The organism is Streptomyces sp. NPDC046977, assembly GCF_040644455.1.
Classification (GTDB): Bacteria; Actinomycetota; Actinomycetes; order Streptomycetales; family Streptomycetaceae; genus Actinacidiphila.
This window is the reverse complement of sequence record NZ_JBEYWO010000059.1, coordinates 1-24,816: the sequence shown is the minus strand read 5'-3', so window position 1 is coordinate 24,816 and position 24,816 is coordinate 1. Positions and strand designations below refer to the sequence as shown.

At 73.6% G+C, this 24,816-nt stretch carries 27 protein-coding genes and 3 pseudogenes; 15 read left to right on the top strand and 15 right to left on the bottom strand.

The window, feature by feature from the left end:
* Window positions 1–59: 59 nt before the first annotated feature.
* Window positions 60–1,067: pseudogene (locus tag ABZ883_RS41710) on the bottom strand (SMC family ATPase); the annotation flags it as partial.
* Complete coding sequence (locus tag ABZ883_RS41705; protein WP_360917099.1) at window positions 1,067–2,227, bottom strand: exonuclease SbcCD subunit D; 1,161 nt, start codon at window positions 2,225–2,227, stop codon at window positions 1,067–1,069. The pseudogene ABZ883_RS41710 and the gene ABZ883_RS41705, both read right to left, overlap by 1 nt.
* Window positions 2,228–2,446: 219 nt before the next feature.
* On the opposite strand from ABZ883_RS41705, the gene ABZ883_RS41700 reads away from it, so the two are divergent.
* The 5 genes from ABZ883_RS41700 to ABZ883_RS41680 all read left to right on the top strand — a co-directional run bounded on the left by ABZ883_RS41700 (window position 2,447) and on the right by ABZ883_RS41680 (window position 6,630).
* Window positions 2,447–4,102 (top strand): serine/threonine-protein kinase, encoded by a 1,656-nt coding sequence (locus tag ABZ883_RS41700; RefSeq protein ID WP_360917096.1) that lies wholly within the window; start codon window positions 2,447–2,449, stop codon window positions 4,100–4,102.
* 82 nt (window positions 4,103–4,184) lie between these two features.
* The gene (locus ABZ883_RS41695; RefSeq protein ID WP_360917093.1) at window positions 4,185–5,123 is read left to right on the top strand and encodes a tellurite resistance/C4-dicarboxylate transporter family protein; all 939 of its coding nucleotides are present in this window, start codon (window positions 4,185–4,187) and stop codon (window positions 5,121–5,123) included.
* A 116-nt stretch (window positions 5,124–5,239) separates the two neighbouring features.
* Window positions 5,240–5,758: a hypothetical protein gene (locus tag ABZ883_RS41690; RefSeq protein ID WP_360917090.1), complete on the top strand. Its 519-nt coding sequence runs from the start codon at window positions 5,240–5,242 to the stop codon at window positions 5,756–5,758.
* Entirely contained in the window at window positions 5,755–6,015 is a 261-nt protein-coding gene (locus ABZ883_RS41685) for a hypothetical protein (protein ID WP_360917087.1), read from the top strand. Before ABZ883_RS41690 ends, ABZ883_RS41685 begins: the two co-directional genes overlap by 4 nt.
* A 45-nt stretch (window positions 6,016–6,060) precedes the next feature.
* Window positions 6,061–6,630 (top strand): histidine phosphatase family protein, encoded by a 570-nt coding sequence (locus ABZ883_RS41680; protein ID WP_360917084.1) that lies wholly within the window; start codon window positions 6,061–6,063, stop codon window positions 6,628–6,630.
* Here ABZ883_RS41680 and ABZ883_RS41675 read toward each other — a convergent pair.
* Window positions 6,627–7,253, bottom strand: coding sequence for a YigZ family protein (locus ABZ883_RS41675; RefSeq protein WP_360917081.1), 627 nt, complete (start codon window positions 7,251–7,253; stop codon window positions 6,627–6,629). The two genes, ABZ883_RS41680 and ABZ883_RS41675, sit on opposite strands and share 4 nt — an antisense overlap.
* Window positions 7,254–7,638: 385 nt before the next feature.
* On the opposite strand from ABZ883_RS41675, the gene ABZ883_RS41670 reads away from it, so the two are divergent.
* A complete protein-coding gene (locus ABZ883_RS41670; protein ID WP_360917078.1) occupies window positions 7,639–8,046 on the top strand; it encodes a CoA-binding protein in 408 nt (135 codons plus the stop codon).
* Window positions 8,043–8,546, top strand: a complete 504-nt coding sequence (locus ABZ883_RS41665; RefSeq protein WP_360917076.1) for a GNAT family N-acetyltransferase — start codon at window positions 8,043–8,045, stop codon at window positions 8,544–8,546. The genes ABZ883_RS41670 and ABZ883_RS41665 overlap by 4 nt, the downstream gene beginning before the upstream one ends.
* Here the strand turns inward: ABZ883_RS41665 and ABZ883_RS41660 are convergent.
* The 4 genes from ABZ883_RS41660 to ABZ883_RS41645 form a co-directional block, all read right to left on the bottom strand.
* On the bottom strand, window positions 8,521–9,339 hold the full coding sequence (locus ABZ883_RS41660) for a GNAT family N-acetyltransferase (protein ID WP_360917074.1): 819 nt from the start codon (window positions 9,337–9,339) through the stop codon (window positions 8,521–8,523). The genes ABZ883_RS41665 and ABZ883_RS41660 overlap by 26 nt on opposite strands.
* Window positions 9,336–9,893, bottom strand: coding sequence for a YbaK/EbsC family protein (locus ABZ883_RS41655; protein ID WP_360917071.1), 558 nt, complete (start codon window positions 9,891–9,893; stop codon window positions 9,336–9,338). The genes ABZ883_RS41660 and ABZ883_RS41655 overlap by 4 nt, the downstream gene beginning before the upstream one ends.
* A gap of 82 nt (window positions 9,894–9,975) precedes the next feature.
* Complete coding sequence (locus ABZ883_RS41650) at window positions 9,976–10,725, bottom strand: acyltransferase (RefSeq protein ID WP_360917068.1); 750 nt, start codon at window positions 10,723–10,725, stop codon at window positions 9,976–9,978.
* 40 nt (window positions 10,726–10,765) lie between these two features.
* Complete coding sequence (locus tag ABZ883_RS41645) at window positions 10,766–11,686, bottom strand: pseudouridine-5'-phosphate glycosidase (RefSeq protein WP_360917065.1); 921 nt, start codon at window positions 11,684–11,686, stop codon at window positions 10,766–10,768.
* Window positions 11,687–11,742: 56 nt separating this feature from the next.
* On the opposite strand from ABZ883_RS41645, the gene ABZ883_RS41640 reads away from it, so the two are divergent.
* A complete protein-coding gene (locus tag ABZ883_RS41640; RefSeq protein WP_360917062.1) occupies window positions 11,743–12,294 on the top strand; it encodes a gamma carbonic anhydrase family protein in 552 nt (183 codons plus the stop codon).
* Between the two features lie 10 nt (window positions 12,295–12,304).
* Here ABZ883_RS41640 and ABZ883_RS41635 read toward each other — a convergent pair whose 3' ends face one another.
* Window positions 12,305–12,964, bottom strand: a complete 660-nt coding sequence (locus ABZ883_RS41635; RefSeq protein WP_360917059.1) for a DedA family protein — start codon at window positions 12,962–12,964, stop codon at window positions 12,305–12,307.
* Between the two features lie 272 nt (window positions 12,965–13,236).
* Between ABZ883_RS41635 and ABZ883_RS41630 the strand changes: the two genes are divergently transcribed.
* On the top strand, window positions 13,237–14,037 hold the full coding sequence (locus ABZ883_RS41630) for a hypothetical protein (protein WP_360917056.1): 801 nt from the start codon (window positions 13,237–13,239) through the stop codon (window positions 14,035–14,037).
* Window positions 14,038–14,089: 52 nt separating this feature from the next.
* Here the strand turns inward: ABZ883_RS41630 and ABZ883_RS41625 are convergent, their stop codons facing one another.
* Window positions 14,090–14,542, bottom strand: a complete 453-nt coding sequence (locus ABZ883_RS41625; RefSeq protein ID WP_360917053.1) for a DUF4442 domain-containing protein — start codon at window positions 14,540–14,542, stop codon at window positions 14,090–14,092.
* Between the two features lie 72 nt (window positions 14,543–14,614).
* Between ABZ883_RS41625 and ABZ883_RS41620 the strand changes: the two genes are divergently transcribed.
* Together ABZ883_RS41620 and ABZ883_RS41615 are read left to right on the top strand one after the other, a co-directional pair.
* Window positions 14,615–15,613 carry a hypothetical protein gene (locus ABZ883_RS41620; protein WP_360917050.1) on the top strand — a complete coding sequence of 333 codons (999 nt, stop codon included), beginning with the start codon at window positions 14,615–14,617 and terminating at the stop codon, window positions 15,611–15,613.
* Window positions 15,614–15,700: 87 nt separating this feature from the next.
* A complete protein-coding gene (locus tag ABZ883_RS41615) occupies window positions 15,701–17,038 on the top strand; it encodes an MFS transporter (RefSeq protein ID WP_360917047.1) in 1,338 nt (445 codons plus the stop codon).
* Here ABZ883_RS41615 and ABZ883_RS41610 read toward each other — a convergent pair.
* The 4 genes from ABZ883_RS41610 to ABZ883_RS41595 form a co-directional block, all read right to left on the bottom strand.
* Window positions 16,978–17,838, bottom strand: a complete 861-nt coding sequence (locus tag ABZ883_RS41610) for a fused MFS/spermidine synthase (protein WP_360917044.1) — start codon at window positions 17,836–17,838, stop codon at window positions 16,978–16,980. The two genes, ABZ883_RS41615 and ABZ883_RS41610, sit on opposite strands and share 61 nt — an antisense overlap.
* Before the next feature lie 74 nt (window positions 17,839–17,912).
* Window positions 17,913–19,085 carry an elongation factor Tu gene (gene tuf, locus ABZ883_RS41605; RefSeq protein ID WP_360917041.1) on the bottom strand — a complete coding sequence of 391 codons (1,173 nt, stop codon included), beginning with the start codon at window positions 19,083–19,085 and terminating at the stop codon, window positions 17,913–17,915.
* Window positions 19,086–19,385: 300 nt separating this feature from the next.
* Window positions 19,386–20,036, bottom strand: coding sequence for a class I SAM-dependent methyltransferase (locus ABZ883_RS41600; protein ID WP_360917038.1), 651 nt, complete (start codon window positions 20,034–20,036; stop codon window positions 19,386–19,388).
* 16 nt (window positions 20,037–20,052) lie between these two features.
* On the bottom strand, window positions 20,053–20,760 hold the full coding sequence (locus tag ABZ883_RS41595; RefSeq protein WP_360917034.1) for a DNA alkylation repair protein: 708 nt from the start codon (window positions 20,758–20,760) through the stop codon (window positions 20,053–20,055).
* A 66-nt stretch (window positions 20,761–20,826) separates the two neighbouring features.
* Between ABZ883_RS41595 and ABZ883_RS41590 the strand changes: the two genes are divergently transcribed.
* Window positions 20,827–21,516 carry a TVP38/TMEM64 family protein gene (locus ABZ883_RS41590; RefSeq protein WP_360917031.1) on the top strand — a complete coding sequence of 230 codons (690 nt, stop codon included), beginning with the start codon at window positions 20,827–20,829 and terminating at the stop codon, window positions 21,514–21,516.
* 17 nt (window positions 21,517–21,533) lie between these two features.
* On the opposite strand, the gene ABZ883_RS41585 is transcribed toward ABZ883_RS41590, so the two are convergent.
* The gene (locus ABZ883_RS41585; RefSeq protein ID WP_360917028.1) at window positions 21,534–22,184 is read right to left on the bottom strand and encodes a hypothetical protein; all 651 of its coding nucleotides are present in this window, start codon (window positions 22,182–22,184) and stop codon (window positions 21,534–21,536) included.
* Window positions 22,185–22,222: 38 nt separating this feature from the next.
* Entirely contained in the window at window positions 22,223–22,837 is a 615-nt protein-coding gene (locus tag ABZ883_RS41580) for a flavin reductase family protein (protein WP_360917025.1), read from the bottom strand.
* 122 nt (window positions 22,838–22,959) lie between these two features.
* On the opposite strand from ABZ883_RS41580, the pseudogene ABZ883_RS41575 reads away from it, so the two are divergent.
* The 3 genes and pseudogenes from ABZ883_RS41575 to ABZ883_RS41565 form a co-directional block, all read left to right on the top strand.
* A pseudogene (locus ABZ883_RS41575) lies at window positions 22,960–23,496 on the top strand (recombinase family protein); the annotation flags it as partial.
* Window positions 23,497–23,629: 133 nt separating this feature from the next.
* Window positions 23,630–23,824, top strand: a pseudogene (locus tag ABZ883_RS41570) (recombinase family protein); the annotation flags it as partial.
* Between the two features lie 78 nt (window positions 23,825–23,902).
* On the top strand, window positions 23,903–24,616 hold the full coding sequence (locus ABZ883_RS41565; protein ID WP_360917022.1) for a zinc ribbon domain-containing protein: 714 nt from the start codon (window positions 23,903–23,905) through the stop codon (window positions 24,614–24,616).
* The last annotated feature ends 200 nt before the right edge of the window (window positions 24,617–24,816 follow it).

Genomic DNA, 24,816 nt, shown 5'->3' with positions numbered 1-24,816 from the left:
CCGCTTCGAGGACGAGCAGCCGGTCTTCACCCGTGACGGCCGCTATCTGGCCTTCCTGTGTCCCGCAGTTCCAGCGCGGGACCGACGCCCTCGGCCCGCCGCGCGGTCTCCAGGAGCGCCTCCTCGCGGTCCCGGAGCTCGCTCTGCCCGGACAGTACGGCGGCGCGGCGGGACGCCGCGGCGTGCCGCCGCTGGAGGGCGTGGAGTTCGTGCACGGCCTCGGCGGCGCGCTGGGCCCGCGCGTGCGCCGTCTCGGCCGCGGTGGTGGCGAGGTCGGCGACGGCGGCCCGCTCGTGGGCCGCCGCCCGCAGGACCGCCGCCCACTGCAGGACGTGCGGGGCGAAGTCGGGATGCCCCGCGTCGGCGCCCTCGGGCAGCCACGCCTCCAGGCGTTCCGCACCGTCGCCGGCGGCCTGCTGCATCCCGTGGGCGAGCCGCAGCAGCTCGTCGTCGCCCGCCCGCACCCGCGCCTGGGCGGCGTTGCGCCGGGCCTTGAGCCATTCCTCGGCCGCCTTGAAGCGCCGGGTGTCGAAGAGCTTCCCGAGCAGGGCGGCACGGTCGGTGGCGGTGGCCCGCAGGAAGGTCGCGAACTCGCCCTGCGGCAGCAGCACGACCTGGCAGAACTGCTCGCGGCTCATGCCGATCAGCCGCAGCAGTTCCTCGCCCGCCTCCTGGTGCGACTTGCTGAGCGCGCGCCACTGCCCCGCCGACTGCTCGCGCAGCAGCGTGACGGCCTTCTCCATGGTGAAGCCGCTGCCGCGCTTCTTCGGGCGCGGCTGCTCGGGGCGGCGGGTGATCTCCAGCCGCCGGCCGCCGACCGTGAGGTCCAGCACGACCTCCGTCGGTGTGTCGGGACCGGCGTGGTCGCTGCGCAGCCGGTTGCCGGGCCGGCTGCCCGGGACACCTCCGTACAGGGCGTAGCAGACGCCGTCCAGCACGGAGGTCTTGCCGGCGCCGGTCGCGCCGTGCAGCAGGAACAGCCCCGCCGAGGACAGCTCGTCGAAGTCGACGGTGTGGCTGCCGGCGAAGGGGCCGAAGGCGGTGAGGGTCAGGCGGTGCAGGCGCATCAGTCGGTCTCCGCGCGGGCGGCGTCGGTGCGGACCGCGTCCAGGGCGTCGCGCAGGACGGCCCGTTCCGCGGTGTCGGGGGCGGTGCCGCGCACATGGGCCACGAAGTCCTCGGCGATCTGGCGGTCGCTGCGGCCGCGCAGGCGCTCGGCGTACGAGGCGAGCGGGTCCTCGTCCGCGCGCTCGGGCTCGAAGGCGAGCGCGAGCGCGTGCGGGAAGCGGTCGCGCAGCCGGGCCATGGCGTCGTGCGGGCGGAACGCGTCTGTCAGGGTGATCTCCACCCAGGCGTCCTCGTGGCGCGCCAGGGCGGGGTCGTCGAGCAGGTCGTCGATGCGGCCGCGGATCCGGGCGAGCCGCCGGGGCACCGGGCAGTCGACCCGCTCCGCGGCCACGGAGCCGTCGGGGCCGAGGTCCACCAGCCACATGCTCTTGCGGTGGTCGGCCTCGGAGAAGGAGTACGCCAGCGGGGAGCCGGAGTAGCGCACCCGCTCGGTGATCGTCTGCGCGCCGTGCAGATGGCCGAGGGCGACGTAGTCGACGCCGTCGAAGACCCCGGCGGGCACGGCGGCGACACCGCCGACGGTGATGTCGCGCTCGCTGTCACTGGGCGCGCCGCCCGCGACGAAGGCGTGCGCCAGGACCACGGAGCGGGTGCCGGCGGGGCGGCCGGCGAGATCGGCGCGCACGCGCTCCATGGCGGCCGACAGCACCTCGGTGTGCCCGGCGCGCTCCACGGCGAACTCCTCGCGCACCAGGGCGGGTTCGAGGTAGGGAAGCCCGTAGAGCGCGACGGGTCCGTGCGCGTCGGTGAGGACGACGGGGGTGGCGCAGCCCGCCGGGTCGGTGCGCAGGTGGATGCCCGCGCGGTCGATGAGCCCGGAGGCGACGCCGAGCCGGCGGCCCGAGTCGTGGTTGCCGGAGATCATCACCGTCGGCACGCCGAGGCCGGCGAGCCGGTGCAGGGTGCGGTCGAAGAGCTCGACGGCGGGCAGTGACGGCAGCGCCCGGTCGTACACGTCCCCCGCGACGAGGACGGCGTCGACGCCCTCCGCGCGCACCGTGGCCACGAGGTGGTCGACGAACGCCGCCTGGGCGTCGAGCAGTCCGACCCGGTGGAAGGACCGCCCCAGGTGCCAGTCGGAGGTGTGCAGCAGCCTCATCGCGGCTCTCCCGCCCGCATGTTCCGCTCCTCCGGCTCTCGTTCGGTGTGCTCGGTGTGCAACGTGCTCCGCAGGGGACCCGGTGTCCCCACCCTTCCCATGCGCTTCGTGGATCAGGCTATCCGCCACCTGTGACAACGCGCCGCGGGAGTCCCAAACCGGGCAAGACCGGTCAAGCGGCGTCCGCGGCGGTCGGTGGCGGCCCGTACGATGACCGCCATGACGGCGAGCGACTCCGGCAGACCCCCCTCACCCCTGGTCGACGACCGCTTCGAGCTGCTGGAACGGCTCGGCGGCGGGGGCATGGGCCTGGTGTGGCGGGCCCGGGACACCGCCCTGCACCGCGAGGTCGCGCTGAAGGAAGTCCGCCCGCCCGACCCGGACTTGGCCGTGTCCGATCCCGAGGCGGCGGCGAAACTGCGGGAGCGCGTGCTGCGCGAGGCCCGCGCGCTGGCACGGGTGCACCACCCCAATGTCGTCACCATCCACCACATCGTGGACCGGGCCGACCTCGCCCACCCGTGGCTGGTGATGGAGCTGGTCACCGGCGGCACCTTCGAGGACGTGATCGCACGGGGCCCGCTGGCGCCGCGGGAGGCGGCCCGCATCGGGCGCGGTGTGCTCGCCGGGCTGTGCGCCGCTCACGCGGTCGGCGTCCAGCACCGCGACGTGAAACCGGCGAACGTCCTGCTGCGGCCCGACGGCACCCCGGTGCTCACCGACTTCGGCATCGCCACGCTCGGCGACGCCCCGCGGCTGACCACCACCGGCGGCCTCATCGGCTCTCCCGAGTACATCGCCCCCGAGCGGATCCGCGGCCAGGAGGGCAACCCCGCGTCCGACCTGTGGTCGCTCGGCATGATGCTGTACGTCGCCGTGGAGGGCGCCCATCCGCTGCGCCGCGAGACCAGCATCGCCACGCTCGTCGCGGTCCTCGACGAGCCGCTGCCGCCGGCAGCGCGTTCCGGGCCGCTCGCCCCGGTGCTCGGCGCGCTGCTCGTCCGGGACGCGGGCGCGCGGCCCGACGCGGGAACCCTCGACCGGATGCTCGCGGAGGCCGAGCGCGCCGGGACGTCCGGCCCGCCGCACCCGGCCCCGGTCCCGGTTCACCCGGCGCCCTCCGACGCCGTACCGGGCGGCTTCGGACCCGCGCCCGCGGCCTACGGGCCGCCGCCGTTCGCCGCCCCGCCCCCGCCGCACGTCCACCGGGTCCCGGGCGGCACTCCGCCCCGCCGCCGCAGCCGGGCCGTCGTCGGCGCCTGCGCCGTCGCGGCGGTCGGGCTCGCGGGCGTCCTCCTCTGGAACCTCCTGCCGGGCCTGCACGACAGCAGCGCGCACACGTCCGGGACACCCGGCGACACCCGCTCATCGGACGCCGCGCACTCCGCCCCCGCGTCCGCCGGATCGTCCTCGACCGCACCGGAGAAGGCCGCCGCCGGGACGCTGCTCAGCGTCTCCGGGGCCCACTCCATGGTGGACGTCGTACGGGACTTCTCGGGCGGCACCAAGGTGCTGGAACTCACCCTGTACCCGGACTTCGCGACCTTCGAGGCCCCCACCAAGTCCGACAAGACCATCTCGGACAGCTCCATCTACCGCGACGGCCAGATCGGCGAGTGGGGCTCGGGTGGGACCATCCATGCCGACGACGTCCTGATCGACCTCGCCACCATCAACTGGAACGCCCTCCCCACCCTGATGAAGCGGGCCGAGAAGGACTGCGGGGTGGCGAAGCCGGAGAACATCTACCTGGTCGTCAGGTCCGAGCTGATCGGCGGCGAGCGCTACATGTCCGTGTACCGCACGGACGACCACCGCACCTGCTACGTCCAGGCCACGCTCCAGGGCAAGGTGACCCGCGTCCTGAAGCCCTGACCCGCCCCGACGCCGTGCCCGGACGGCGGTACGACGGCGTGGGGAAGCGCCCCTCGGCACGGCACGGCCCACCGTGGGCACGGTGAACGTACTGACACCCGCGGCCGGCACCGTCGTGATGGCCACCGCCATCATCAGCGTGGGGTTCGGGCTGACCGGCCACCGGACGCTGTCCGTCGCGGCACTCGTGCTCGCCGGCGTGCTGTGGGCCGCGCTCGCGGCGACGTTCGCGGTACGGCTCGTCCACTGCCCGGAGCGCTGGCGCAAGGAGGCGCTGACACCTCCCGCGCTCACCGCGGTGGCGGCCACCTGCATCCTGGGCACCTGCCTGTCGCAACAGGGCCTGCAGACCGCCGCGGCCGCCGCGCTCGCCCTGTCCGCGGCCTTGTGGCCGGCATTGCTCGTGCCGGTGCTCCGGGGCAGGCAGCGGGGGCTGCCCGGGGTCGTGTTCCTCGTCTGCGTGGCGACGGAGGCGCTGGCCGTGGGGGCCGCGACGCTGGCCCTGGCGCGGCGGCTCGACTGGCTGTGCGCGCCCGCGCTGGCGTTCGCGCTGCTGGGCGTCGTCCTCTACGGGGTGGCGCTCGGGCGCTTCGACCGGCACCAGATCCGGACCGGCTCCGGCGACCACTGGATCGCGGGCGGGGCCCTGTCGATCGTCGCGCTCGCCTGCGACCGGCTGACGGCCGCCGCCGACCCCGACGGCCCGCTGGGCTGGGCCCCGGCCCTGCACGCCCCGCTGCGCGCCGCCGCCCTCGCCCTGCTGGCCGCCGCACTCCTGTGGCTGCCCGTCCTGGTCTACGCCGAACTCCGCTGGCCCCGGCGGCGGTACGACATCCGCCGCTGGGCCACCGTCTTCCCGCTCGGCATGACCGCGGTGTCCGCCCTGTCGGCCGCCGCGCCGACCGGCTTCCCCGGGCTGGACGTACTCGGGCGCGTGCTGCTCTGGGTGGCGGTGGCGGCGTGGCTCCTGACGGCGGCCGGTGCGGTCCGCTCGGCGTGGCACGGCGGAGGTTCGCCATGACGCGGGCCCGGGCGGCGCATGCTGGTGCTGGGCACGCACCAGGGGGGTGCCATGCCGGGATAATTCATATGACACTAATTTCTGTCATCTCAGTCGGTACTGATATCGTCTTCATCGTGCCCCACGACGCCCAGCTGATATTCGCCGACCACGTAGGCCGCTTCTACGCGCGCCAGTACGGATTCCCCCCGATGGCCGGGCGCCTGCTGGGCTACCTGTTCGTCTGCGACCCCGCCCAGCAGACGATCGACGAACTGAGCGACGCCCTGCTGGCGAGCCGCAGCGCGATCACCGGTGCCGTCAAGCTGCTGGAGACCTACCGGATGGCGCGCCGCACCCGCGCCGCCGGCGAGCGGGTGGACCGCGTGGTCCTCGACCCGGCGAGTCAGCAGCCGCAGAACTTCGACTCGGCCGTCCACAGGGAACACGCCGCCCTCTTCCGCGAGGGACTGGCCCTGCTCACCGAGGCCCCCGCCGAACGCCGCGCGCCGCTGGAGGAGATGGTCGCCCTCGCCGACTTCCTCGGCGAGCGCCTCCCCCTGCTGCTGGAGGAATGGCACGCCCACCGCGACGCCCTCCGGGCCGCCGGGACCCTGCCCGCACCGGACGAACACCGAGGAGAGACCGCACCATGACCGACTACCTGCCCGCCGGACTCCGCGCCCTCGCCGACGCCGGCGACAGCGACGCCATCGGCCAAGTGATCGAACTGGCCGTCGAGCACGACGACATGGACCTGCTCCGCACCTTCGCCGACGCGGGTCACCGGGACGCCGCCGACATACTCATCGAACTCGCCACCGAGCAAGGCGACATGGACGAGCTCCGCCGCCTCGCCGACGCCGGGAACACCGTCGCGGCGGAGCAGCTGAGCGAGCTCACGGCCGTGTGACGTACCGCGGTGGCCGCGGACGGGCCCGAGGCGCATGCTGCGTGTGTGACCGTCTTCCATCTGGTGCAGCGCGCCGAGAAGGAACGTCTGCCCGGCGACCCGGGGTTGACCGCCGCGGGCCGGCGGCAGGCCGCGAGGACCGCCGACCGGCTGCGGCACCTCGGTGTGCACGCCGTCCTCAGCAGCCCGCTGCGCCGGGCGCGCGAGACCGCCGCGATCATCGCGTCCCGGACGGGTCTGCCCGTCCGGGAGGACACCCGCCTGCGGGAGCGGATGAACTGGGAGCCGTCGCAGTCCGCGGAGGACTTCCTCAGGGACTGGGCCGCCTCGGTGCGGGACCGCGATGCCGTCCCGGCGTCCGGCGACTCCTCCCGTGCCGCGGCGGAGCGCCTGCGCGCCTGCCTGCTCGACCTGGGCGGAGTGCCCGGCCCGGTCGCCCTCGTCACGCACGGCGGGGTGACGGTGGACCTGCTGCGCACCCTGGCCGGTGACGACGCCGTGCCGGCCGGATTGCCGCGCGACGGCGTGCCGTCCTGCGCGATCACCACGCTCGACGGCCTGTCCGTCGTGGACATCGCCTCGACCGTGCACCTGGCGGGCGCTGGACGGCCCTAGACATCGACGTACGCGCTGCCCGAGACCTCCATCGCCGCCGACCCGGCGGAGGCGTCCGCGAGCCAGCCGCGGAAGGACTCCAGCTCCTCCTCGGGCACCCCGAGTTCGATGCGGACATCGGCCGCGTACGCCACCCCGCGCACCGCGCGGCCCGCCGCGCGCAGGTCGTTCTCGATGCGGCCGGCGCGCTGGTGGTCGACGACGACGGTGACCAGCGCGAGCTTCTGCCGCTCGACGGTGCCGAGCTCGTCCAGCGCGGCGGAGACCGCGCCGCCGTACGCCCGTACCAGGCCGCCCGCCCCGAGCTGGATCCCGCCGTAGTAGCGGGTGACGACGGCGACGACGTCGCGGATCTCCCGGCGCAGCAGGACCTGGAGCATGGGCGTGCCCGCGGTGCCGCCGGGCTCGCCGTCGTCGCTCGCCTTGTGCACGCGGCCCTCGGCGCCGATGACGTAGGCGTAGCAGTTGTGGCTGGCGGAGGGATGCTCGCGGCGGACGCGGGCGATGAACTCCTGTGCCGCCGCCTCGCTCGGCACGGGCCCCAGGGCGCACAGGAAGCGCGACCGCTTGATCTCGCTCTCGTGGACGCCCGCGCGCCCGATCGTCAGATACCGCTCCACCACCCCGCCACCTTAATCCCTTGGGTGAGCAGGGCCGGAACGCCTGCGTTCGTCGCCGACAGGCCCGCTTCCCGACCGGGACGCGAGCCCGGAGGACATCCCCAGGCGTGGCCGGCAGCCGGTCACGAAGGAGGAGGCCCGTGCCCTCGTCGCCTGCTCCGGTCCGGACGACTGCTACGGCGCCGCCTGGACGCTCCTGCACCTCGTCGAGACCGGTCCCGGCCCCGTCCTGACCGCTGCCCCCGGGCCGGCCGCCAACAAGTGGCACCGGCGCCTCCACGACCGCGCCGTGCACGGGGGCCTCGTCCCGGGATCCCCGCGGGAATGGCCGGACGGGGCCTCTGGTTGACTGCTGCGGAGAGTCATCGCAGGCCCGAGGGAGGACGACGTGCGGGAAGACGACGCGGCGGTACGCGAGCTGCTGACCGGTCTCGGGGACACCTGGGCCGTGGTGGGCCTGTCCAACAACACCTCGCGCGCCGCCTACGGGGTCGCCCGGGTGCTGCAGCGCTTCGGCAAGCGCGTGGTGCCGGTGCACCCGAAGGCCGAGACGGTGCACGGGGAGCAGGGCTACGCCTCGCTGGCGGACATTCCCTTCCCGGTCGACGTCGTGGACGTCTTCGTCAATTCGGAGCTGGCCGGGGCGGTGGCGGACGAGGCCGTCGCGATCGCAGCCAAGGGCGTCTGGTTCCAGCTGGACGTGATCGACGACGCGGCGTACGCACGCACGAAGGATGCGGGCCTGGTCATGGTCATGGACCGCTGCCCGGCGATCGAGATCCCGCGCCTCGGATGACCGGCAACTCCCCCGTACGCCCCGCCCGCCCCGAGGACGCCGCCGAGCTGGTGCGCCTGCGCCGGCTGATGTTCCAGGCCATGACGGGCCGGGACGAGGCCGGGGCGTGGGAGGCCGCCGCCGAGCGGCAGGCGCGGGAGCAGCTCGCCGGCGGTGCCGGGAGGGAGCTCGGGGCGTTCGTGGTGGACGGCGACCCCGGCGCCGGGCCGCACCTGGCGGCGTGCGCGGTCGGGCGGCTGGAGCAGCGGCTGGCCGCGCCCTCGCACCCGGACGGGCGCTTCGGCTTCGTCTTCAACGTCTGCACCGATCCCCGCTACCGGGGCCTCGGCCACGCGCGGGCGACGACGGGCGCGCTGCTCGCGTGGTTCGCCGAGCGCGGCGTCACGCGGGTCGACCTGCACGCCACGCCCGAGGCCGAGGCGCTGTACCGCAGCCTCGGCTTCGCCGAGCACTCCATACCGCTGTCGCTGGACCTCAGCCGGCCGCGGGTTCCGCGATGAGGGCCGTGCCGACGCGGCGGAAGCCGATGCGGCCGTAGATCCGGGCCACGTCCTCGTCGCCCGCCGACAGGAACACCGTGCCCATGCCGCGTGCCCTGGCGTGCGCCACGAGCACGGAGGTCACCGCGAGTGCGAGGCCGCGCCGGCGGGCGCTGGGCAACGTGCCGACGGCGACGATCTCGCAGACCTCACCGACGGGGTTGTACTGCCCCGCGCACAGCGCGGTCGTGCCGTCCACCGCCGCCGCGTGGACGGTCAGGCCGTCCTTGACCCGTGCCTCGGCCGCCGAGAGGGCCGCCGGGGCGGCGTGCAGCACCCGGGCGGCGTCCAGTTCGGAGGTCCCGGCGGGACCGATCGCGGTGCCGGGGTGCGCGAACGCCAAGTGGGGCACCGTGATGGCGCCGGCGAACGCCGGGTCGCCGGGCTCCAGTACGCGGACGTCCACACCGTCGACGGGCACCGGAGCGGCGCCGGTTGCCCCCGGGTCGAGTGCCATCAGCGGATGCGCGTGCACGTGGAGGCCCGAGGCCTCCGCCGCTTCCCGCAGGCCGGGCGTCGTCTCGGCCACCCACTCGAAGCACTCCGGTACGCCGAGCGCCCGCTGCCGCTCCCGCACCTTGTCCACGTCCGCGCGCCCGACCCGGCCGTCCGCTCCGAGCGCCGGCCGGGCGTAGTACGGCCAGCCGATCCCCTCGCGGACGAAGAGGGTCAGCGGGCCGAAGTCCTCGGCGCGGGCGGCGGCCCGGGGGACCGCGTCGTAGTAGCGCTCCAAGCGCGCCAGCACCTCGGTCACGCCGTGACACCCAGTCCTTCGACGACCTGCACGCCGGGCAGGGAGGCCAGCGCCTTGCCGGGCAGGAGCAGCTTGCCGCGGCGGCTGCCGCTGCCGATGATCACGTACGGCGTGTCCGTGACCGCCGCGTCGACCAGCAGCGGCCACGCGGCGGGCAGCCCGACCGGGGTGATGCCGCCGTACTCCATGCCGCTCTCGCCGACCGCGGTGTCCATCGGCGCGAACGAGGCCTTGCGCACGCCGAGATGGCGCCGGACGAAGCCGTTCACATCGGCCCGGGTGGTGGCGAGGACCACGCACGCGGCGAGCGTCACGTCCTGGCCCCGCTTGCCCGCGACGACCACGCAGTTGGCGGACTGGTCCATGCCCACGCCGTAGGCCTCCGCGAAGACCGCCGTGTCCGCCTTCTCGGGGTCGGTGTCGACGAGGAGGACCTCCTCCACCGGTACGTCGCCCTGCCAGGCGGTGAGGGCCGCGGCGACGGGCCCGGGCAGCAGGTCGAGCCGCTGGACGGCCGGAGATACGTCGGTGAAGGTACCGATGGGTGCGCGCATGTCCGGCACGCTAACAAAGACGCCCAGTTGATCGCGCCCACAATCCGGAGGGCGGACAGCCCCCGCCGGCCGCGGGGCGGCGTCATCCCTCCGGTTCGAGTTCGGTCAGGGCGGCCAGGGCGGCGAGTTGCTGGTGCGTCGCGCCCGCCGGCACGGGCACCGGCGCGGGCGTGCGCAGCGGCGGCTCCCAGCCGCGTTCGGGGTCCCAGCGCCGCACGACGCGCGCCGGTGCGCCGGCCACCACCGAGTGGTCGGGGACCTCGCCCCGGACGATCGCGCCCGCCGCGACCACCACGTTCCGCCCGAGGCGGGCTCCCGGAAGGATGACCGCCCCCGCGCCGAGCCAGCTCCCGGAGCCGATCTCGACGGGCGCGGAACGCGGCCACTGCCGCCCGATGGGCTCGTGGGGGTCGTCGTAGGAGTGGTTGTCGCTGGTGACGTAGACGTACGGACCGCAGTAGACGTCGTTGCCGAACACCACGGGCCGCGAGGCGACGACATGGCTGCCGCGGCCGAGGACGACGCCGTCGCCGAGGCGGACGACGGGCTCGGGGCCGAGGTCGAGGCCGGGCATCATGCCGGCGGTGAGGGTGACCTGTTCGCCGATGATGCAGTAGTCGCCGAGGTGGATCCAGCGCTCGCCGAAGATCGTGCCCTGCGGGAACGCCAGCCGGGTCCCGGTGCCGATGCGGCCGAAGCGCAGCGGACCGGGGCGCTCGGCGGTCACCGCGCCCGCGCCCTGGACCCAGCGCCAGCCGCGGTGCACCAGGCGGGAGGCGGCGCGGCGGCGCCACGCCCCCAGCGGGGAGAACAGGTTCTCGTTTTTCGGCACCCGCTCACCGTATCGAGGGCCGTCGCACGCGGCCGGTCGATCAGGTGTGATGTGCGCCGCGTTCGGACCAGGCGACGGCGAGCCGTGCGGCCAGGCGCACATTGCCGCGCACCGCGGCGAGGTTGGCCTCCAGGCTGGCCCCCGCGGTGCCCTCGACGAGCCGGCCGAGGAGGAACGGGGTGACGGCCTGCCCGGTCACGCCCTGGTCCTCGGCGGCGGCCAGCGCCTGCCCCAGCACGCGGTCGTGGAGCTCCGGGTCGAGCTGCTCCTCCCGGGGCACCGGGTTGGCGACGACGATCGCGGCGGGCGGTCCGCTCAGGTCGTCCTGGGCGGCCATGACGGCCGCGACCTCCTCGGGTGTGCCGACGGTCCAGTCGACCGGCTGCCCGGAGCCGCTGAGGTAGAAGCCGGGGAATTCCGCGGTCCCGTAGCCCACGACGGTGACGCCCAGGGTCTCCAGCCGTTGCAGGGTGGCGGGGACGTCGAGGATGGACTTGACCCCGGCGCAGACGATGGTGATCCGGGTTCCGGCGAGCAGCCGCAGGTCGGCGGACTCGTCCTGCTCGTGGGTCCAGCCGCGGTGCACGCCGCCGAGCCCGCCGGTGGCGAAGAAGCGCAGCCCGGCGCGGGCGGCGAGGAATGCCGTGGCGGAGACGGTGGTGGCCCCGCTGGCGCCGGTGGCGAGGGCGACGGGCAGATCGCGGTGGCCGAGTTTGCGCATGCCCTCGTCGTGGGCGACGCGTTCCAGTTCCTTGTCGTCCAGGCCGACGCGCGGCACGCCGTCGAGGACGGCGACGGTCGCCGGCACGGCCCCGGCGTCCCGCACGGCGGCCTCCAGTTCCCGGGCGACCTGGAGGTTGCGGGGGCGGGGCAGGCCGTGGGAGATGATCGTCGACTCCAGGGCGACGACGGGCGCGCCGGACTCCAGCGCGGCGATCACATCATCGGAGAACTTCAGCACGCTGTAGGCGCTACCCGCCCCGCGATTACCGCAATCGCGGGGCTACGGTGATCCCCATGACGGAGAGAGCCTTGATCGCCGCCGTGGGCGGCCACACCCCCCAGGTGGACCCGGACGCCTTCGCCGCGCCGACCTCGGTGGTGCTGGGCGAGGTGACGCTGGCGGCGGGCGCCAGCGCCTGGTACCACGCGGTGCTCCGCGGCGACTGCGCGCCGATCGCCCTCGGCGAGGGCAGCAACGTCCAGGACAACGCCACGGTCCACGCCGACCCGGGCTTCCCCGCCGTGATCGGCGCGGGCGTCACGATCGGCCACAACGCGGTGGTGCACGGCTGCGTCGTGGAGGACCACGTGCTGGTCGGCATGGGCGCGACGGTGCTCAACGGCGCGCACATCGGCACGGGTTCACTGGTGGCGGCGGGCGCGCTCGTACCGCAGGGGATGCGCGTGCCGCCGGGCTCGCTGGTGGCCGGGGTGCCCGCCAAGGTGCGGCGCGAACTGACCGCCGAGGAGCGGGAGATGATCCGGATCAACGCGGAGCACTACGTGCAGCTGGCCGGCGCGCACCGCGCCGCGTTCGCCGGGGGCGCGGCGGACGCCGCGGGCTGAGGCCGGCGGCTCAGTCGGCCGTCGCGGCGACCGTAGTCTCCTCGGGCTCCTCGCGCTCCGCGACGGCGGCCGCGGCGGCCTTGGCCCGGCGGCGCACGACGAGGAAGGACGCGAGGCCGATCAGCACGGCCGCGCCGAGGCCCACCCAGGAGAAGCGCTTGAGCCAGGGCTCGGCGACGATGCCCACGTAGTAGATGACGGCCGTCGTACCGCCCGCCCAGACGATGCCGCCCAGCACGTTCGCGACGAGGAACTTCCAGTACGGCATGCGCAGCACGCCGGACAGCGGCCCGGCGAAGATCCGCAGCAGTGCCACGAAGCGCCCGAAGAACACCGCCCACATGCCCCAGCGCTCGAAGGACGCCTCGGCGGTCGCGATGTGGCCCGGGGAGAAGTGCTTGGGGAAGCGCCGGCCGAGCCGGTCCATCAGCGGACGTCCGCCGCGGCGGCCGATCGCGTAGCCGATGGAGTCGCCCACGATCGCCCCGGCCGTGGCGCAGATGCCGACCACCCACGGGTTGACGTGGCCCTGCGAGGCGAGCAGCGAGGCGCTCACGAGGATGATCTCGCCCGGCAGGGGTATGCCCAGGCTCTCCACACCGATCACGAGGCCCACCAGCAGATAGATGCTGACGGGCGGGATCGTCCCGAGCCACTCCTGGACGTGCAAGGCCGCTTCCTTCCCCTGGGGCGGTCGGGTACCGGTCGGCGCGCCGCGCGCGCACGTCGTTGCAGCGTATCCGACGTACGGCCCGGCGCGGCGCGGGTGACCGTGCGGCCGGTTCCCCGAGGGCTGCCGGCAACCCGTCGTTCACGGTGCCGCGCCCGTGCGGCGGCGCGGGCCGGACCCGGCGACGTCCGGAACCGCGGTGGATGTCCCGAATGTATAACCATGTCCGCCACCCTGTCCGCACGTGACGTGTACACCTCTAACGTCGATCCATGCCGAACAGCGGAAACGCCCAAGACGCCGAAGGACGCTACGACTTGCGCAGGGGTGCGGCCTCCTACGCGCCGATCGTCGGGGCGTTCGGCGCGCTGTCCCTCCCCACGGTGACGGTCCTGTTCACCGCCGAACGGCCCCCTGGTCAGGACACGCTGATCGCGATGGCCTGCGGGCTGCTGGTGGTGGCCATGATCGCGAGCCTGACCGGTTCCATCGCGCTCGCCGCGATCGGGGCCGAGCGCGACCATACGGCCAACCTCCCGGCGGCCGTCATGTACGCCGCCGTCCCGGTCGTGATCTCGCTGCTGTCGATCCTGGCGTCCTTCCAGGCCCTCGCGGCGGTCTACCTCCCGCACGAGAAGACGCTGTTCGCCGTCACCACGGGCGTCGGCGGACTCGCCGGCACCTACTTCACGTCCTTCGCCATCGGCGACAGCTGGCAGGCCGGGCCGCGGGACCCGGCGGTACGGCAGGGCTGGCGGCCGTCACAGTGGATCAAGGGCAAGGACGACGCCTACCGGAAGGCCAACCGCGTGGCGATCACCAGTGCCCTACCCGCGGCCGCCGGGATCGTCCTCTACGCGCTGGGACTCCACTTCCGGATCGGCTCCACCGGCGTCAACTGGCTCGTGGCCTGCAGCCTCGTGCTGGCCGTGGCGGGGACGTTCCTGGGGGTGCAGCGGACGACGCACGCGATGGAGGACTCGGCGCAGCGGGGCGTCCGCTCCTGGGAGGCGTACCTGACCTCGGCCACCATGGGGGTCTACACCCTGGCCGTCCTGGTCTGCCTGCCGTGAGGTCCGCTCCGGGCGGCGGTGAGGGGTGCGGGGCCGCCGCCCGGGAGGGGCCTCAGGAGTTGGGGCGCAGGGTCCACACGATCGACATCTCACCGGTCACGGCGCCGTCCTCGCGCCGGATGGCGACGGTGACCGGGAACTCGGGGCGCTCGCCCTTGTCGAGTTCGGCGACGACGTCGGCGGCGGGGCGGCCGAGTTCGGCGGTGGCGGTGACCGGGCCCATGGCGAGCTTCTTGTACGCGATCTCGGCGCGGACGGCGAGGGGCACCGCGCGGGAGAGCTGGTCGGCGAAGGCGGCGAGCACGATGGCGCCGCTGGCGGACTCGGCGAGGGTGAACATGGCGCCGGCGTGGGGGCCGCCCACGTGGTTGTGGTAGTCGGCCTGGTCGGGGAGGCGGAGCACCGCGCGCTCGGCGGTGGTCTCCAGGTACTCGAGGTTGAGGGTGCGCACCATGGGCACGGTGGCCGTCAGGAGCTCGGCTATCTGCGGCTGGTTCTCGGACATGGCCGGATGTTACCAGCTGGTAATGACGGGATCCATGGAACCGGAAGGCCTCAACCCCTAGTGTTTCCAGCCATGTGGCCAGGAGAGCAGCAGCCCGGGGGACAGCAGTATCCGCAAGCACCCGGGGGTCAGCGGTATCCGCAGCAGCCCCCGCAGCCGTTCCCCTCTCCGTACGCACCGCAGCAGCACCCGGCCTACCAGCCGCCGCCCCCGCCGTGGGGCGCGCAGACGCTGCCGGGCGGCCCCGGGGCGCCGAAGCCGCCCGGCAACCGGCGGGGCGTGGCCGTCGCGGTGTCCGTGGTCGCCGCCGCGGCGGTCGCCGCGGCCGGTGTGCTGATCGCCGTGAAACTCACCGGCGACGACTCCGGCGGCCCCGAGGCCGGCCCCTCCGCGAGCGGCGCCCGAACGGCCTCGGCGAGCCCTTCGGACGAGGCGTCCTCCGCTCCCACGGCGCCCTCGTCGCCCGCGTCCGCCGGCGCCTCCGACGAGGGCCCCGGCGCCGACGACGCCCGCGGCAACCCCGGCGACAGCGCGATCAAGCCCGTGGTCGCCGGGTGGCGGACCGTGGTCCGCGGCGACATGGGCGTCGCCTACGACGTCCCCGCGAGCTGGACCGTGAAGCCGGCCGGCCTGCTCATCGGGTACGAGTGGGACAAGAACCGCATCGTCACCGGCGGTGCCGCCACCCTCGGCGAGGACTGGTGCGGCACCGACCAGCGCGGCCTGGCCGGTGTGAAGGGCGGCAAGGGCGCCAAGAGCCTGCAGTCCGAGGCGGCCAACGAGGCCTACAACTGGGCGTTCGCCAAGTACAACCAGGAGGGCGGGACCAAGCTCACGCAGTCCGCGACCCGCGCCTACAAGAACCGCCAGGGAATCGGCGGCTGGATCTCCAGCACCCGGGCGACCGGCATGAAGGGCAAGTGCGCGGCCGACGGCACCGCCTACAGCTTCACCTTCCTCGGCAAGGACAAGGAGGTCCGCTCCTGGATCCTGGTCGTGGACGGATTCAAGGGGGGTCCGGACGCGGCGACCGTCGCCAAGGTGCGCGACAGCGTCCGCCTCATCGGCTGAGCACGCCGTAGTAGGCGGGCCCGGTACCGCCGGACCCCGCGCGAAATGGACTTGGCAGACAGCGGCCCGGGCGACCATAGTCCCCGGGTGACCCCCGCAGCCTCCCGCCTCCGCCTGCCCCGCTTCCCCGACTGGGCGGGGCGCAACTTCCGCCTGCTGGCCGCGGCCGCCTTCGTGACCAACCTCGGCACCTCCGGCGCCGTGGTCGCCTCGGCCTTCGCCGTCCTGCGCGCCGGCGGCGACGGAACGGACGTGGGCCTGGTAGCGGCGGCACGCACGGTGCCGCTGGTGGTCTTCCTGCTCATCGGCGGCGCGGTCGCGGACCGGCTGCCCCGGCACCGGGTCATGGTCGCCGCGAACTGCCTGAACGCCGTCTCCCAGGGCCTGTTCGCCCTGCTCGTGCTCTCCGGCGACGCCCGCATCTGGCAGATGGCGGCACTGTCCGCGCTGGGCGGCACGGGCACCGCGTTCTTCGCGCCCGCGAACGAGGGCATGCTGCTGTCCACCGTCGACGGGGCCCACGCCGGCCGGGCCTTCGCCGTCTTCCGGCTGGGGGTGAACGGTGCCAATGTCGGCGGCGCCGCGCTCGCCGGGGCGCTCATCGCGCTCGTCGGCCCGGGATGGGTCCTGGCCGTGGACGCGGCCTGCTTCGCGTTCGCCGCGTCGCTGCGCGCGCTGCTGCGGGTGGCACGGCCCACGGCGCCGGCCGCGCCCGGCGGTGGCCTCCTGCGCGATCTGCACGACGGGTGGCGGGAGTTCGCGTCCCGGCGCTGGCTGTGGGGCATCGTCGTGCAGTTCTCCGTCGTCAACGCGGTCATGGTCGCGGCGGAGGCGGTCTACGGCCCCCTGGTCTCACAGGCCCGGCTCGGCGGCGCGGGCCCGTGGGGCGCGGCGCTGGCCGCGTTCGGCCTGGGGAACATCGCGGGCGGCTTCCTCATGCTGCGCTGGCGTCCGCGGCGCATCCTGCTCGCGGGCACCCTCTGCGTCTTCCCGTTCGCCCTGCCCGCAGTGGCGCTCGCGCTGGTCCTGCCGGTGCCGCTCCTCGCGGCGACGATGCTCGTCGCCGGGCTCTCCGTGGAGGTCTTCGGCGTGACGTGGATGATGGCGCTGCGGCAGGAGATCCCGGAGGACAAGCTGTCCCGGGTCGCCGCCTACGACTGGTTCGGGTCGGTGTCGATGATCCCCCTCGGCACCGCGCTCGCGGGCCCCGCGGCCGGCGCCTTCGGGCTGACCGGCGCCCTGTGGGGGTGCGCGGGGCTCGCCGTCCTCCTCACCGCCGCTGTGCTGCTCGCCCCCGAGGTGCGCCAACTGCGGCGCAGGGACACCACCGCCGAGGTGACCGGCGGCGGACCCGCACCCATCGCTCAGCCCACCCCGAACGACCCTCCGGGCGGCTCCGGCGAGGGCACCGCGTCCCTGTCGTGAACGGGCCGCGCCCGCCGCACGAAGACCGTGAGGGCGTCACCGTGCACGACCCGGGCCGGGAAGGCATCCGCGACAGTGCGCCGCACGAGCCGTGCGACGGGCAACGGCCGCCGGGACGCGGCCAGCACGGTGTTCCCGAAGCGGCGGCCGCGCAGCACACCGGGCTCCGCGATCAGGCAGACCTCGCCGAACAGGTCGTTCAGACCGGCGATCTGGGGCCGCAGGAAGTCGAAGGGCGCGGAGTCGGCGAGATTGGCCAGGTAGACGCCGTCCGGGCGCAGCACGCGCGCGGCCTCGGTGAGGAACTCGTACGACGTGAGGTGCGCGGGCACCCGCGAGCCGCCGAAGACGTCGGCGACCACGACGTCCGCCGAGGCGTCCGGTGCCGCCGTCAGCCAGCGGCGGGCATCGTCCGTCGCCACGGTCAGTCCTCCGGCGGCGTCCGCGGGCAGCGGCAGCTCGCGGGCGACCAGCTCCGCGAGCGCCCGGTCGGCCTCGACCACGCGCTGGCGTGAGCCGGGCCGGGTGGCGGCGGTGTACCGCGGCAGCGTCAGGGCGCCGCCGCCGAGGTGGACGACGTCCAGCGGCTGCCCGGCGGGCGACGACTCGTCCAGGACATAGGCCAGGCGCCGGGTGTACTCGAACTCCAGGTGCGTCGGGTCGTCGAGGTCGACGTACGACTGCGGGGCACCGTCGACGGTCAGCAGCCAGCCGGCGGGCCGGTCCACGTCGGGCAGCAGTTTCGCCGCGCCGAAGTCCACCGCCTCGCTCACCGGGATGCGTTCGTCGTCGTCCTCCACCGGACCATTGTCCCAGCGCGGAACGCGGCCCTTCGCGGGGGCCCGGGCCGGGCCCGGGCCCCCGCGTCAGGCGGTCAGTCGAGCGGTTCGGTGACGGTGCCGGCGCCGACGGTGCGCCCGCCCTCGCGGACGGCGAAGCCGAGACCCGTCTCCAGCGGCACCGCCCGGCCCAGCTCGACCGTCATCTCCACCCTCGCCCCCGGCAGCGCGATCCCGGCCGCGCCGAGGTCCACGTCGCCGACGACGTCCGCCGTCCGCACGTAGAACTGCGGACGGTAGCCGGTCGCAATGGCTGTGCGCCGCCCGCCCTCGGCGGCCGGAAGCAGGTACACCCCGGCCCGGAACCGGCGGCTGGGCGTGACGCTCCCGGGCGCGGCGACGACGTGGCCGCGCCGCACGACGTCGCGCGGGACGCCGCGCAGCAGCAGTGCGACGTTGTCACCGGCCTGGGCCTCGTCCATCGGCTTGCCGAAGGTCTCCAGCCCGGTGACCACGGACGCGGTGTCCGCACCGAGCACCTCGACGCGGTCCCCCACCCGGACCGTGCCGCGCTCCACCGCGCCGGTGACGACCGTGCCACGGCCGGTGATGGTCAGCACGTTCTCCACCGGCAGCAGGAACGGCGCGTCGGTGTAGCGGTGCGGCATCGGCACGTACGCGTCCACGGCGTCGAGCAGTTCGCCGATCGCCGCCGTCCACCGCGGGTCGCCCTCCAGCGCCTTGAGCCCGGAGACCCGGACGACAGGCAGAGTGTCCCCGGGATAGCCCTGGCCGGAGAGCAGTTCGCGCACCTCCAGCTCGACCAGGTCGGTCAGTTCGGGGTCCCCGGCGTCGGCCTTGTTGAGCGCGACGACGATGTGCCCGACGCCGACCTGCCGGGCGAGCAGCACGTGCTCGGCGGTCTGCGGCATGACCCCGTCGAGGGCCGAGACGACCAGGATGGCGCCGTCGAGCTGCGCCGCCCCGGTGATCATGTTCTTCACGTAGTCGGCGTGCCCCGGCATGTCGACGTGGGCGTAGTGCCGGGTGGCCGTCTCGTACTCGACGTGCGCGATGGTGATGGTGATCCCGCGGGCGGCCTCCTCCGGGGCCTTGTCGATCCGGTCGAACGGCACGAAGGCGGCGGAACCGCGGTCGCTGAGGACCTTGGTGATGGCGGCGGTGAGGGTGGTCTTGCCGTGGTCGACATGGCCCATGGTGCCGATGTTGAGGTGCGGCTTGGTGCGCTGGTACGCCTGCTTGGGCATGGTGAGGTGCTTCCTCGATCAGTCGACTCGTCTGTGGTGTCGACAAGTCGATCTGCGGAACGGGACCCCTGCGTCCTGCCGACCCTCCCCCTGCGGGGTCCGCCGGACTGTCCGGGGAGGGTCAGGTTCGGGCGCCGCCGAACGCGTGGACCGGGGAAGCCGGTGCCGGCGCAGCCTTCGGCGCGTCCGCGACCGCGGAGGCGTCTGCGAGGAAGGCGTACCGGAACATGCCGCCGATCATGCGGCACGGGACGGGCCCGGGGCCACCCAATTTCCGCGACGGCACGACGCCGCGCCGCGTCACACGGCGCGGCGCGCCAGTACGTAGGCGCGGCGGGACGCGGCCTCGTGCGGGTAGTGCGTGCGCTCCAGGGCCGCCCGCACGGTGAACCCGGTGGCCTCCATGGCGGCGCGGACGTCCGCGGCGTCGAGGAAGTGGAAGTCCACGTCCACCTCGTAGTCCCACCAGCGCGCCATGTGGCGGACCTCGTCGCCGAGGTGGAACGCGACCAGCAGCGGTGCGGCGGGGCGCAGCACGCGCCTCATCTCCGCGAAGGCGGACCGCAGTTCGTCCGGAGCGAGGTGGATCACGCTGTACAGGGCGACGGCGGCGCCGAACTCGCCGTCGGCGGCCGGGAGACGGCGCAGGTCGCCCACCCGGAACTCGGCGGCGGGGTGGTCGGCGCGGGCGAGCCCGACCATCCGCGGGGACAGGTCGATCCCCACCGCCCGCACGCCTCGCGCGGTGAGCCAGCCGGTCACATGGCCGGGTCCGCAGCCCAGGTCGGCGACGGGCGCGCCGTCGGCCGTCTCCTCGACGAGGGCGGACAGGAGTGCGCGGTCGAGCGGCTTGTGCGCGAGTTCGCCGCCGATGCGCGTCCGGTACTCCCCCGCCACGGCGTCGTAACTCCGGCGCACACGGTCCTCGTCGTGCTCTCTGGCACTGGGCATGCGCCCAGCATGGCAGTCACAGGCGCCGGGTGGCCTCGCGCAGCGACAGCGGCGACAGCCGGTCCGCCGCCGAGACCACGAACTCCCGTACGGCGTCCGGATCGGTGCGGGCGTACTCGCGCAGCGCCCAGCCGATCGCCTTGCGGATGAAGAAGTCGCGGTGCCCCGACTGGAGCAGGCAGTAGCGGAACAGCCGCTCGGCGTCGGTGCCGTGCTTGTACGTGAGTTGGTGGAGCAGAGCGGTCCGCGCGATCCACAGGTCGCCGTCGGTGATCCACGCGTCCATGACGGCCACCAGTTCCGGATCGGCGGCGACCAGGGGCCCGACGACGTGCGCAGCGAGCAGGTCGACCGTGTCCCACCACGAATCGGTGGCCACGAGGTGCCGGGCGGTGCCGAGGAACGCGGACGAGCAGCTGCCGATGTGGCGACGCAGGAAGTCGACCGCGAAATAGCGGTACTCCCGTTCGGGCAGGGCCCAGCACCGCAGCGCCACGGCCGCGCAGTCGTCCTCGCCGGGGCGGGGCAGGCCCGCCAGGACCTCCCGGGACAGCGTGCGCCGGGCAGGAGTGGCGATGCCGAGAAAGGGGAAGGCTCCGCGCATGTACGCCGCCGCGGAGGCGGCCCGAACCGGATCGGCGGCCGCGGCATACACCGTGGTCAGACGGGGCAGCACCAGATCGGCGAGTGCGCTGTCCGGTGCGGCCGGGACATGGGATGTCATACGCGCACCGTACGCGGGACCACTGACGGACCCCGGACGGCCATCCTCCTCGGCTAGGCTCGCGGGATGTCCGACGCTCCTGCCCTGTCCGGTTCCCGCCCGCGCTCGCGCCTGCGCGTGTCGCCGTGGGTCCGGCTGGCGCTGCTCGTCGTGCTCCTGGTCGGCGCCGGGGTCTGCGTGCTGCTCTTCGAACCGCAGCGCTATCTCGCCGACGGCTGGCCCAAACAGCTCACGGGGTTCGCGGCGATCGTGCTGTTCACGGTGGGCTACGGCATCTGTGCCACGGCCTTCGTCCCCCGCCCGCTGCTGAGCATGGGCGCCGGGGCGCTCTTCGGCTCGGTGTGGGGGCTGACCGCGGCCATCGGCGGCACGGTGATCTCCGCCGCGATCTGCTTCGTCCTCGGCCGGGTCCTGGGCCGCGACGCCCTGCGCCCGCTGCTGCGGGGCCGCATACTGCAGTCCGCCGACCGGCAGTTGAGCCGGCACGGCTTCCGCACGATGCTCCTGATGCGGCTCTTCCCCGGCATCCCCTTCTCGGCGGCCAACTACGCGGCGGCGGTGTCGGAGACGCGCCTGGTGCCGTATCTGATCGCGACGGCGCTCGGCGTGATCCCGAACACCGCTGCCTACGTCGTCGCGGGCAGCCGAGCCGCCACCCCCACCTCGCCGGTGTTCCTGCTGGCGATGGGCTTCCTGGCCGTGACGGGGCTCGGGGCGCTGGTCTTCACGGCCTGGGCCCGCCGCCGGCGCCGCTGACACCCTCGCGGTTCCCGTCAGTCGAACCAGAAGGCGTGCTCGGGCAGGCCCTCGTAGACCCGGGCCGTCAGGAAATCGGGGCGGCCGAAGTGCTCCGCCTCGCCCCGGTGGACCGCCACCAGCGAGTCCGGTCCCCGCCACCATGTGTCGGCGAGACCTGCCACCAGCGGCACGGGATCGAGGCCGTCGAGGTCCAGGCCCTCCACGGCGTCTCCTGACAGCTGGGTGATGCGCCGCGCGTTCCGGTCGGCATCGTGTGCCAGGGCCACGGACTCGACCCACCCCTCGATGTGGGCGTGCAGCGGGGTCCACCGCCCGCCGCGGATCCCGAACTCGCCCTCGGGGCCGATCATGAAGCTGTAGGGGATCGAGCAGCGCTGGTCGCCCGCCGCGAACCACCAGCCGCGCTCCTCCGCGCCGTCGGGGACGTCCGCACCGAGCACATGGGGGCCGCCGTCGTAGCGGGGCGCGGGTGGCAGCATGAAGCCGCCCCAGCGCGCGTCGTACGCGACCGCCCGGTCGATGGCCTCCGCGGAGATGCCGAGTTCCCGCCACTGCTCCCGGTACCGCTCCAGGGGGTGCGGCTCGACGCGGACGGCGTGGAGCCGCAGGAAGGAGGTCGCCATCCGGCTCAGTCCGTCGGGCACTTGGGTGACATGGTGGTTCACCCGCCGCAGGCTACGCGGCGGAGGGGGAGACCGGCCGGTCAGCCCTGGCGGGCGCCGGGCCAGTCGGCGTAGCGGATGCGGGAGATCTCCAGGACGTCGCCCGTCGTGGCCCACTCGTCCTTGCCGAGGCGCGCGAGCGGGCGCAGTTTGCGGACGTCCGGGCTGCCGTCGGCCATCACGGCCTCGGAGACGGCGGCGTGCACCACGCGGCCGAAGACGACCGTCGAGTCGCCGAGGGTCACGGTGCTGTGCAGTTCGCACTCCAGGGCCACCGGGGAGGCCGCCACACGGGGCGGCTTGACCGCGTGGCTGGGCTCGCGGGCGATGCCGACCTCGTCGAACTCGCTGACGCCGCGCGGGAAGTCGGTCCCGGTGGCGTTGATCTGCTCGAAGAGGTGCTCGGGGGCGAGGTTGACCACGAACTGCCGGGTCTCCTCGATGTTGCGCAGCGAGTCCTTCCGGCCGACGGACGTGAACTGCACGACCGGCGGGCTGACGCACGCGACCGTGAAGAAGGAGTGCGGGGCGAGATTTGCCACAGACCGTTGCGAGATCGTTGACACCCACGCGATGGGCCGCGGCACCACGACCGACGTCAGCAGCTTGTAGAAGGGGGTCCGGCCCATGGCCTCGGGATCAATTTCGACACGCATGGTTGCCAGTATCCCCCGCGGCGGGTGCGGATCATAACCGACCTCTCCGCCCTGGCCAAACGCGAAGTTCCGACGAAAGTGCCTGGTATCGGAAGGCACGAGTCACCGGAGTCGATCACCCCATGTCCACGCCGTACGAGTGGGACGACCTACTCATTCCGCCGCAGGCACGCGGCGGCCGCGTCACCCTGAACCTCAACGACGAGCTGGCCGCGTACCTCCCCAAACGGCCGGCTGCCTATCTGCGGATCTCCTCCGACCGCTTCGGCATCGAAGCCGGAGTCGACCGCCAGGAGGAGGATGCCGAGGACACTCGGGCACGGCTGCGCTGGGGACCGTTCGCCAAGATCTACAAGGAGAACGACACCTCGGCGTTCAAGAAGCGCAAGGTCGTGCGCGCCGACGGGACGATCGACTGGGTCGTCATCCGTCCGAAGTTCCGAGAGCTGCTCAGCGATCTCGCAGCCGGCACCATCGACGGAGTGATCTTCTACGATCTGGACCGCCTGGTTCGCCAGCCGCGGGATCTGGAAGACCTCATCGACATCGTCGAGTACGTCAAACGTCCGGTGATCGGCGCCACCGGCGGCCGCATGAACCTCATCAACGACAGTGACCGGCACATGGCCAGGATGATGTGCGTGATGGCGCTGAAATCCTCCGAGGACACCGCCCGCCGGGTCGCCCGCATGCACCTCGCCACCGCCCAGGACGGCAAGATCCAGGGCCGCATCGCCTACGGATGGATCCGCAAGGGCCCCCGACAAGGGCAAAACCCTCCCCGCAGAAGCGGCGGTTGTCACCGCTCTCTTCGACGACTTCCTCAGCGGCGAGTCCGCCTACAGCCTCGCCAAGAAACTCAACGACAGCAAACTCATGCCACCCGCTGCGGCACAATGGTCGGCCACCATGGTCCGCAAGATTCTCCGCAACCCGCGCTACGCCGGCATGGTCTCCTACGGCGGACGCCACCGGGTCGACGCCACCCTCGACTGGGACGGCTGGTCCCACGTCCTGTTCGACGACAACGGCCACCCTCTGCTCGGCAGTTGGGACACGATCATCGTGCCCAAGGTGTGGAGCCAGACCCAGTTCGAACTCCAGCTCCGCCGTCGGCAATACAGTCACACCGGCGGGGCGTCCAAGCCCCGCGTCACCGGCCGCTACCCACTCTCGGGCGTCCTCACCTGCGGCAAATGCGGCCGGGGCCTCGTCGGCCACCGCAGCAGCAAAACCCAGGTCCGCGCCTACCGGTGCCCGCCCACTGCACTCGGGGGATGCCTCGGCACCTCGATCAGCGCCCACACCGTCGAAGAAGTCGTGAATGAGGCGCTCACCGCGTTCCTCGCCAATGCCCTGCACGGCTCGACAACCGACGGACCCGCCGACGGACGACTCACTCCCCTGAACAACCAACTCAGCGAGCAAACCACCCGTAAGGAAGACCTCGTCCAGCGCTGGTCCTCCGGCGCCCTCACGGACGCCGGCCTCGGTCAGGAAGACTTTTTCCAACTCCTGGGAAGCATCAACAAGAAGATCTCCGCTCTACCCGACGCCATCGCCGCCGCCGAAAGCGCAACGCCGCAAACCATGGACACTGAGCTGATCCTGGACAGCTGGCGCCAGGGCTCCCACCACCAGCGCCGCGCCCTCCTCCAGAGGTACCTCCACAGCATCGAGGTTCGACCGCCCCTCCACCCGAAGGGCGCCAACCGAAGCCACCACGTCCGCGAACGCCTCCTCCCCCACTGGAGGACACCAGAGGAAATAGCCGCGTAGGGGTGTGGCCCCCGGCTCTCGCCGGGGGCCACACGTTCAGGAGTGCATGACCTGCAGCATCCGTCGGACCCTCCACACCTCACCGCTGTCCAGCACGGGAGCACCCGCTACTGACTTGTAATGCGTGATGTCGTGGGGTGCTGACAGGTTGTGATCGTCGCGGTACACCACGGTCATGAGGTACGCGCAGGGTGGCGGGC

Bases quoted from the DNA above. Each gene is read 5' to 3' on its own strand.
- ABZ883_RS41705 (WP_360917099.1), bottom strand. From the start codon at position 2,227: ATGAGGCTGCTGCACACCTCCGACTGGCACCTGGGGCGGTCCTTCCAC.
- ABZ883_RS41700 (WP_360917096.1), top strand. From the start codon at position 2,447: ATGACGGCGAGCGACTCCGGCAGACCCCCCTCACCCCTGGTCGACGAC.
- ABZ883_RS41685 (WP_360917087.1), top strand. From the start codon at position 5,755: ATGACCGACTACCTGCCCGCCGGACTCCGCGCCCTCGCCGACGCCGGC.
- ABZ883_RS41665 (WP_360917076.1), top strand. From the start codon at position 8,043: ATGACCGGCAACTCCCCCGTACGCCCCGCCCGCCCCGAGGACGCCGCC.
- ABZ883_RS41655 (WP_360917071.1), bottom strand. From the start codon at position 9,893: ATGCGCGCACCCATCGGTACCTTCACCGACGTATCTCCGGCCGTCCAG.
- ABZ883_RS41640 (WP_360917062.1), top strand. From the start codon at position 11,743: ATGACGGAGAGAGCCTTGATCGCCGCCGTGGGCGGCCACACCCCCCAG.
- ABZ883_RS41630 (WP_360917056.1), top strand. From the start codon at position 13,237: ATGCCGAACAGCGGAAACGCCCAAGACGCCGAAGGACGCTACGACTTG.
- ABZ883_RS41625 (WP_360917053.1), bottom strand. From the start codon at position 14,542: ATGTCCGAGAACCAGCCGCAGATAGCCGAGCTCCTGACGGCCACCGTG.
- ABZ883_RS41620 (WP_360917050.1), top strand. From the start codon at position 14,615: ATGTGGCCAGGAGAGCAGCAGCCCGGGGGACAGCAGTATCCGCAAGCA.
- tuf (WP_360917041.1), bottom strand. From the start codon at position 19,085: ATGCCCAAGCAGGCGTACCAGCGCACCAAGCCGCACCTCAACATCGGC.
- ABZ883_RS41600 (WP_360917038.1), bottom strand. From the start codon at position 20,036: ATGCCCAGTGCCAGAGAGCACGACGAGGACCGTGTGCGCCGGAGTTAC.
- ABZ883_RS41595 (WP_360917034.1), bottom strand. From the start codon at position 20,760: ATGACATCCCATGTCCCGGCCGCACCGGACAGCGCACTCGCCGATCTG.
- ABZ883_RS41590 (WP_360917031.1), top strand. From the start codon at position 20,827: ATGTCCGACGCTCCTGCCCTGTCCGGTTCCCGCCCGCGCTCGCGCCTG.
- ABZ883_RS41580 (WP_360917025.1), bottom strand. From the start codon at position 22,837: ATGCGTGTCGAAATTGATCCCGAGGCCATGGGCCGGACCCCCTTCTAC.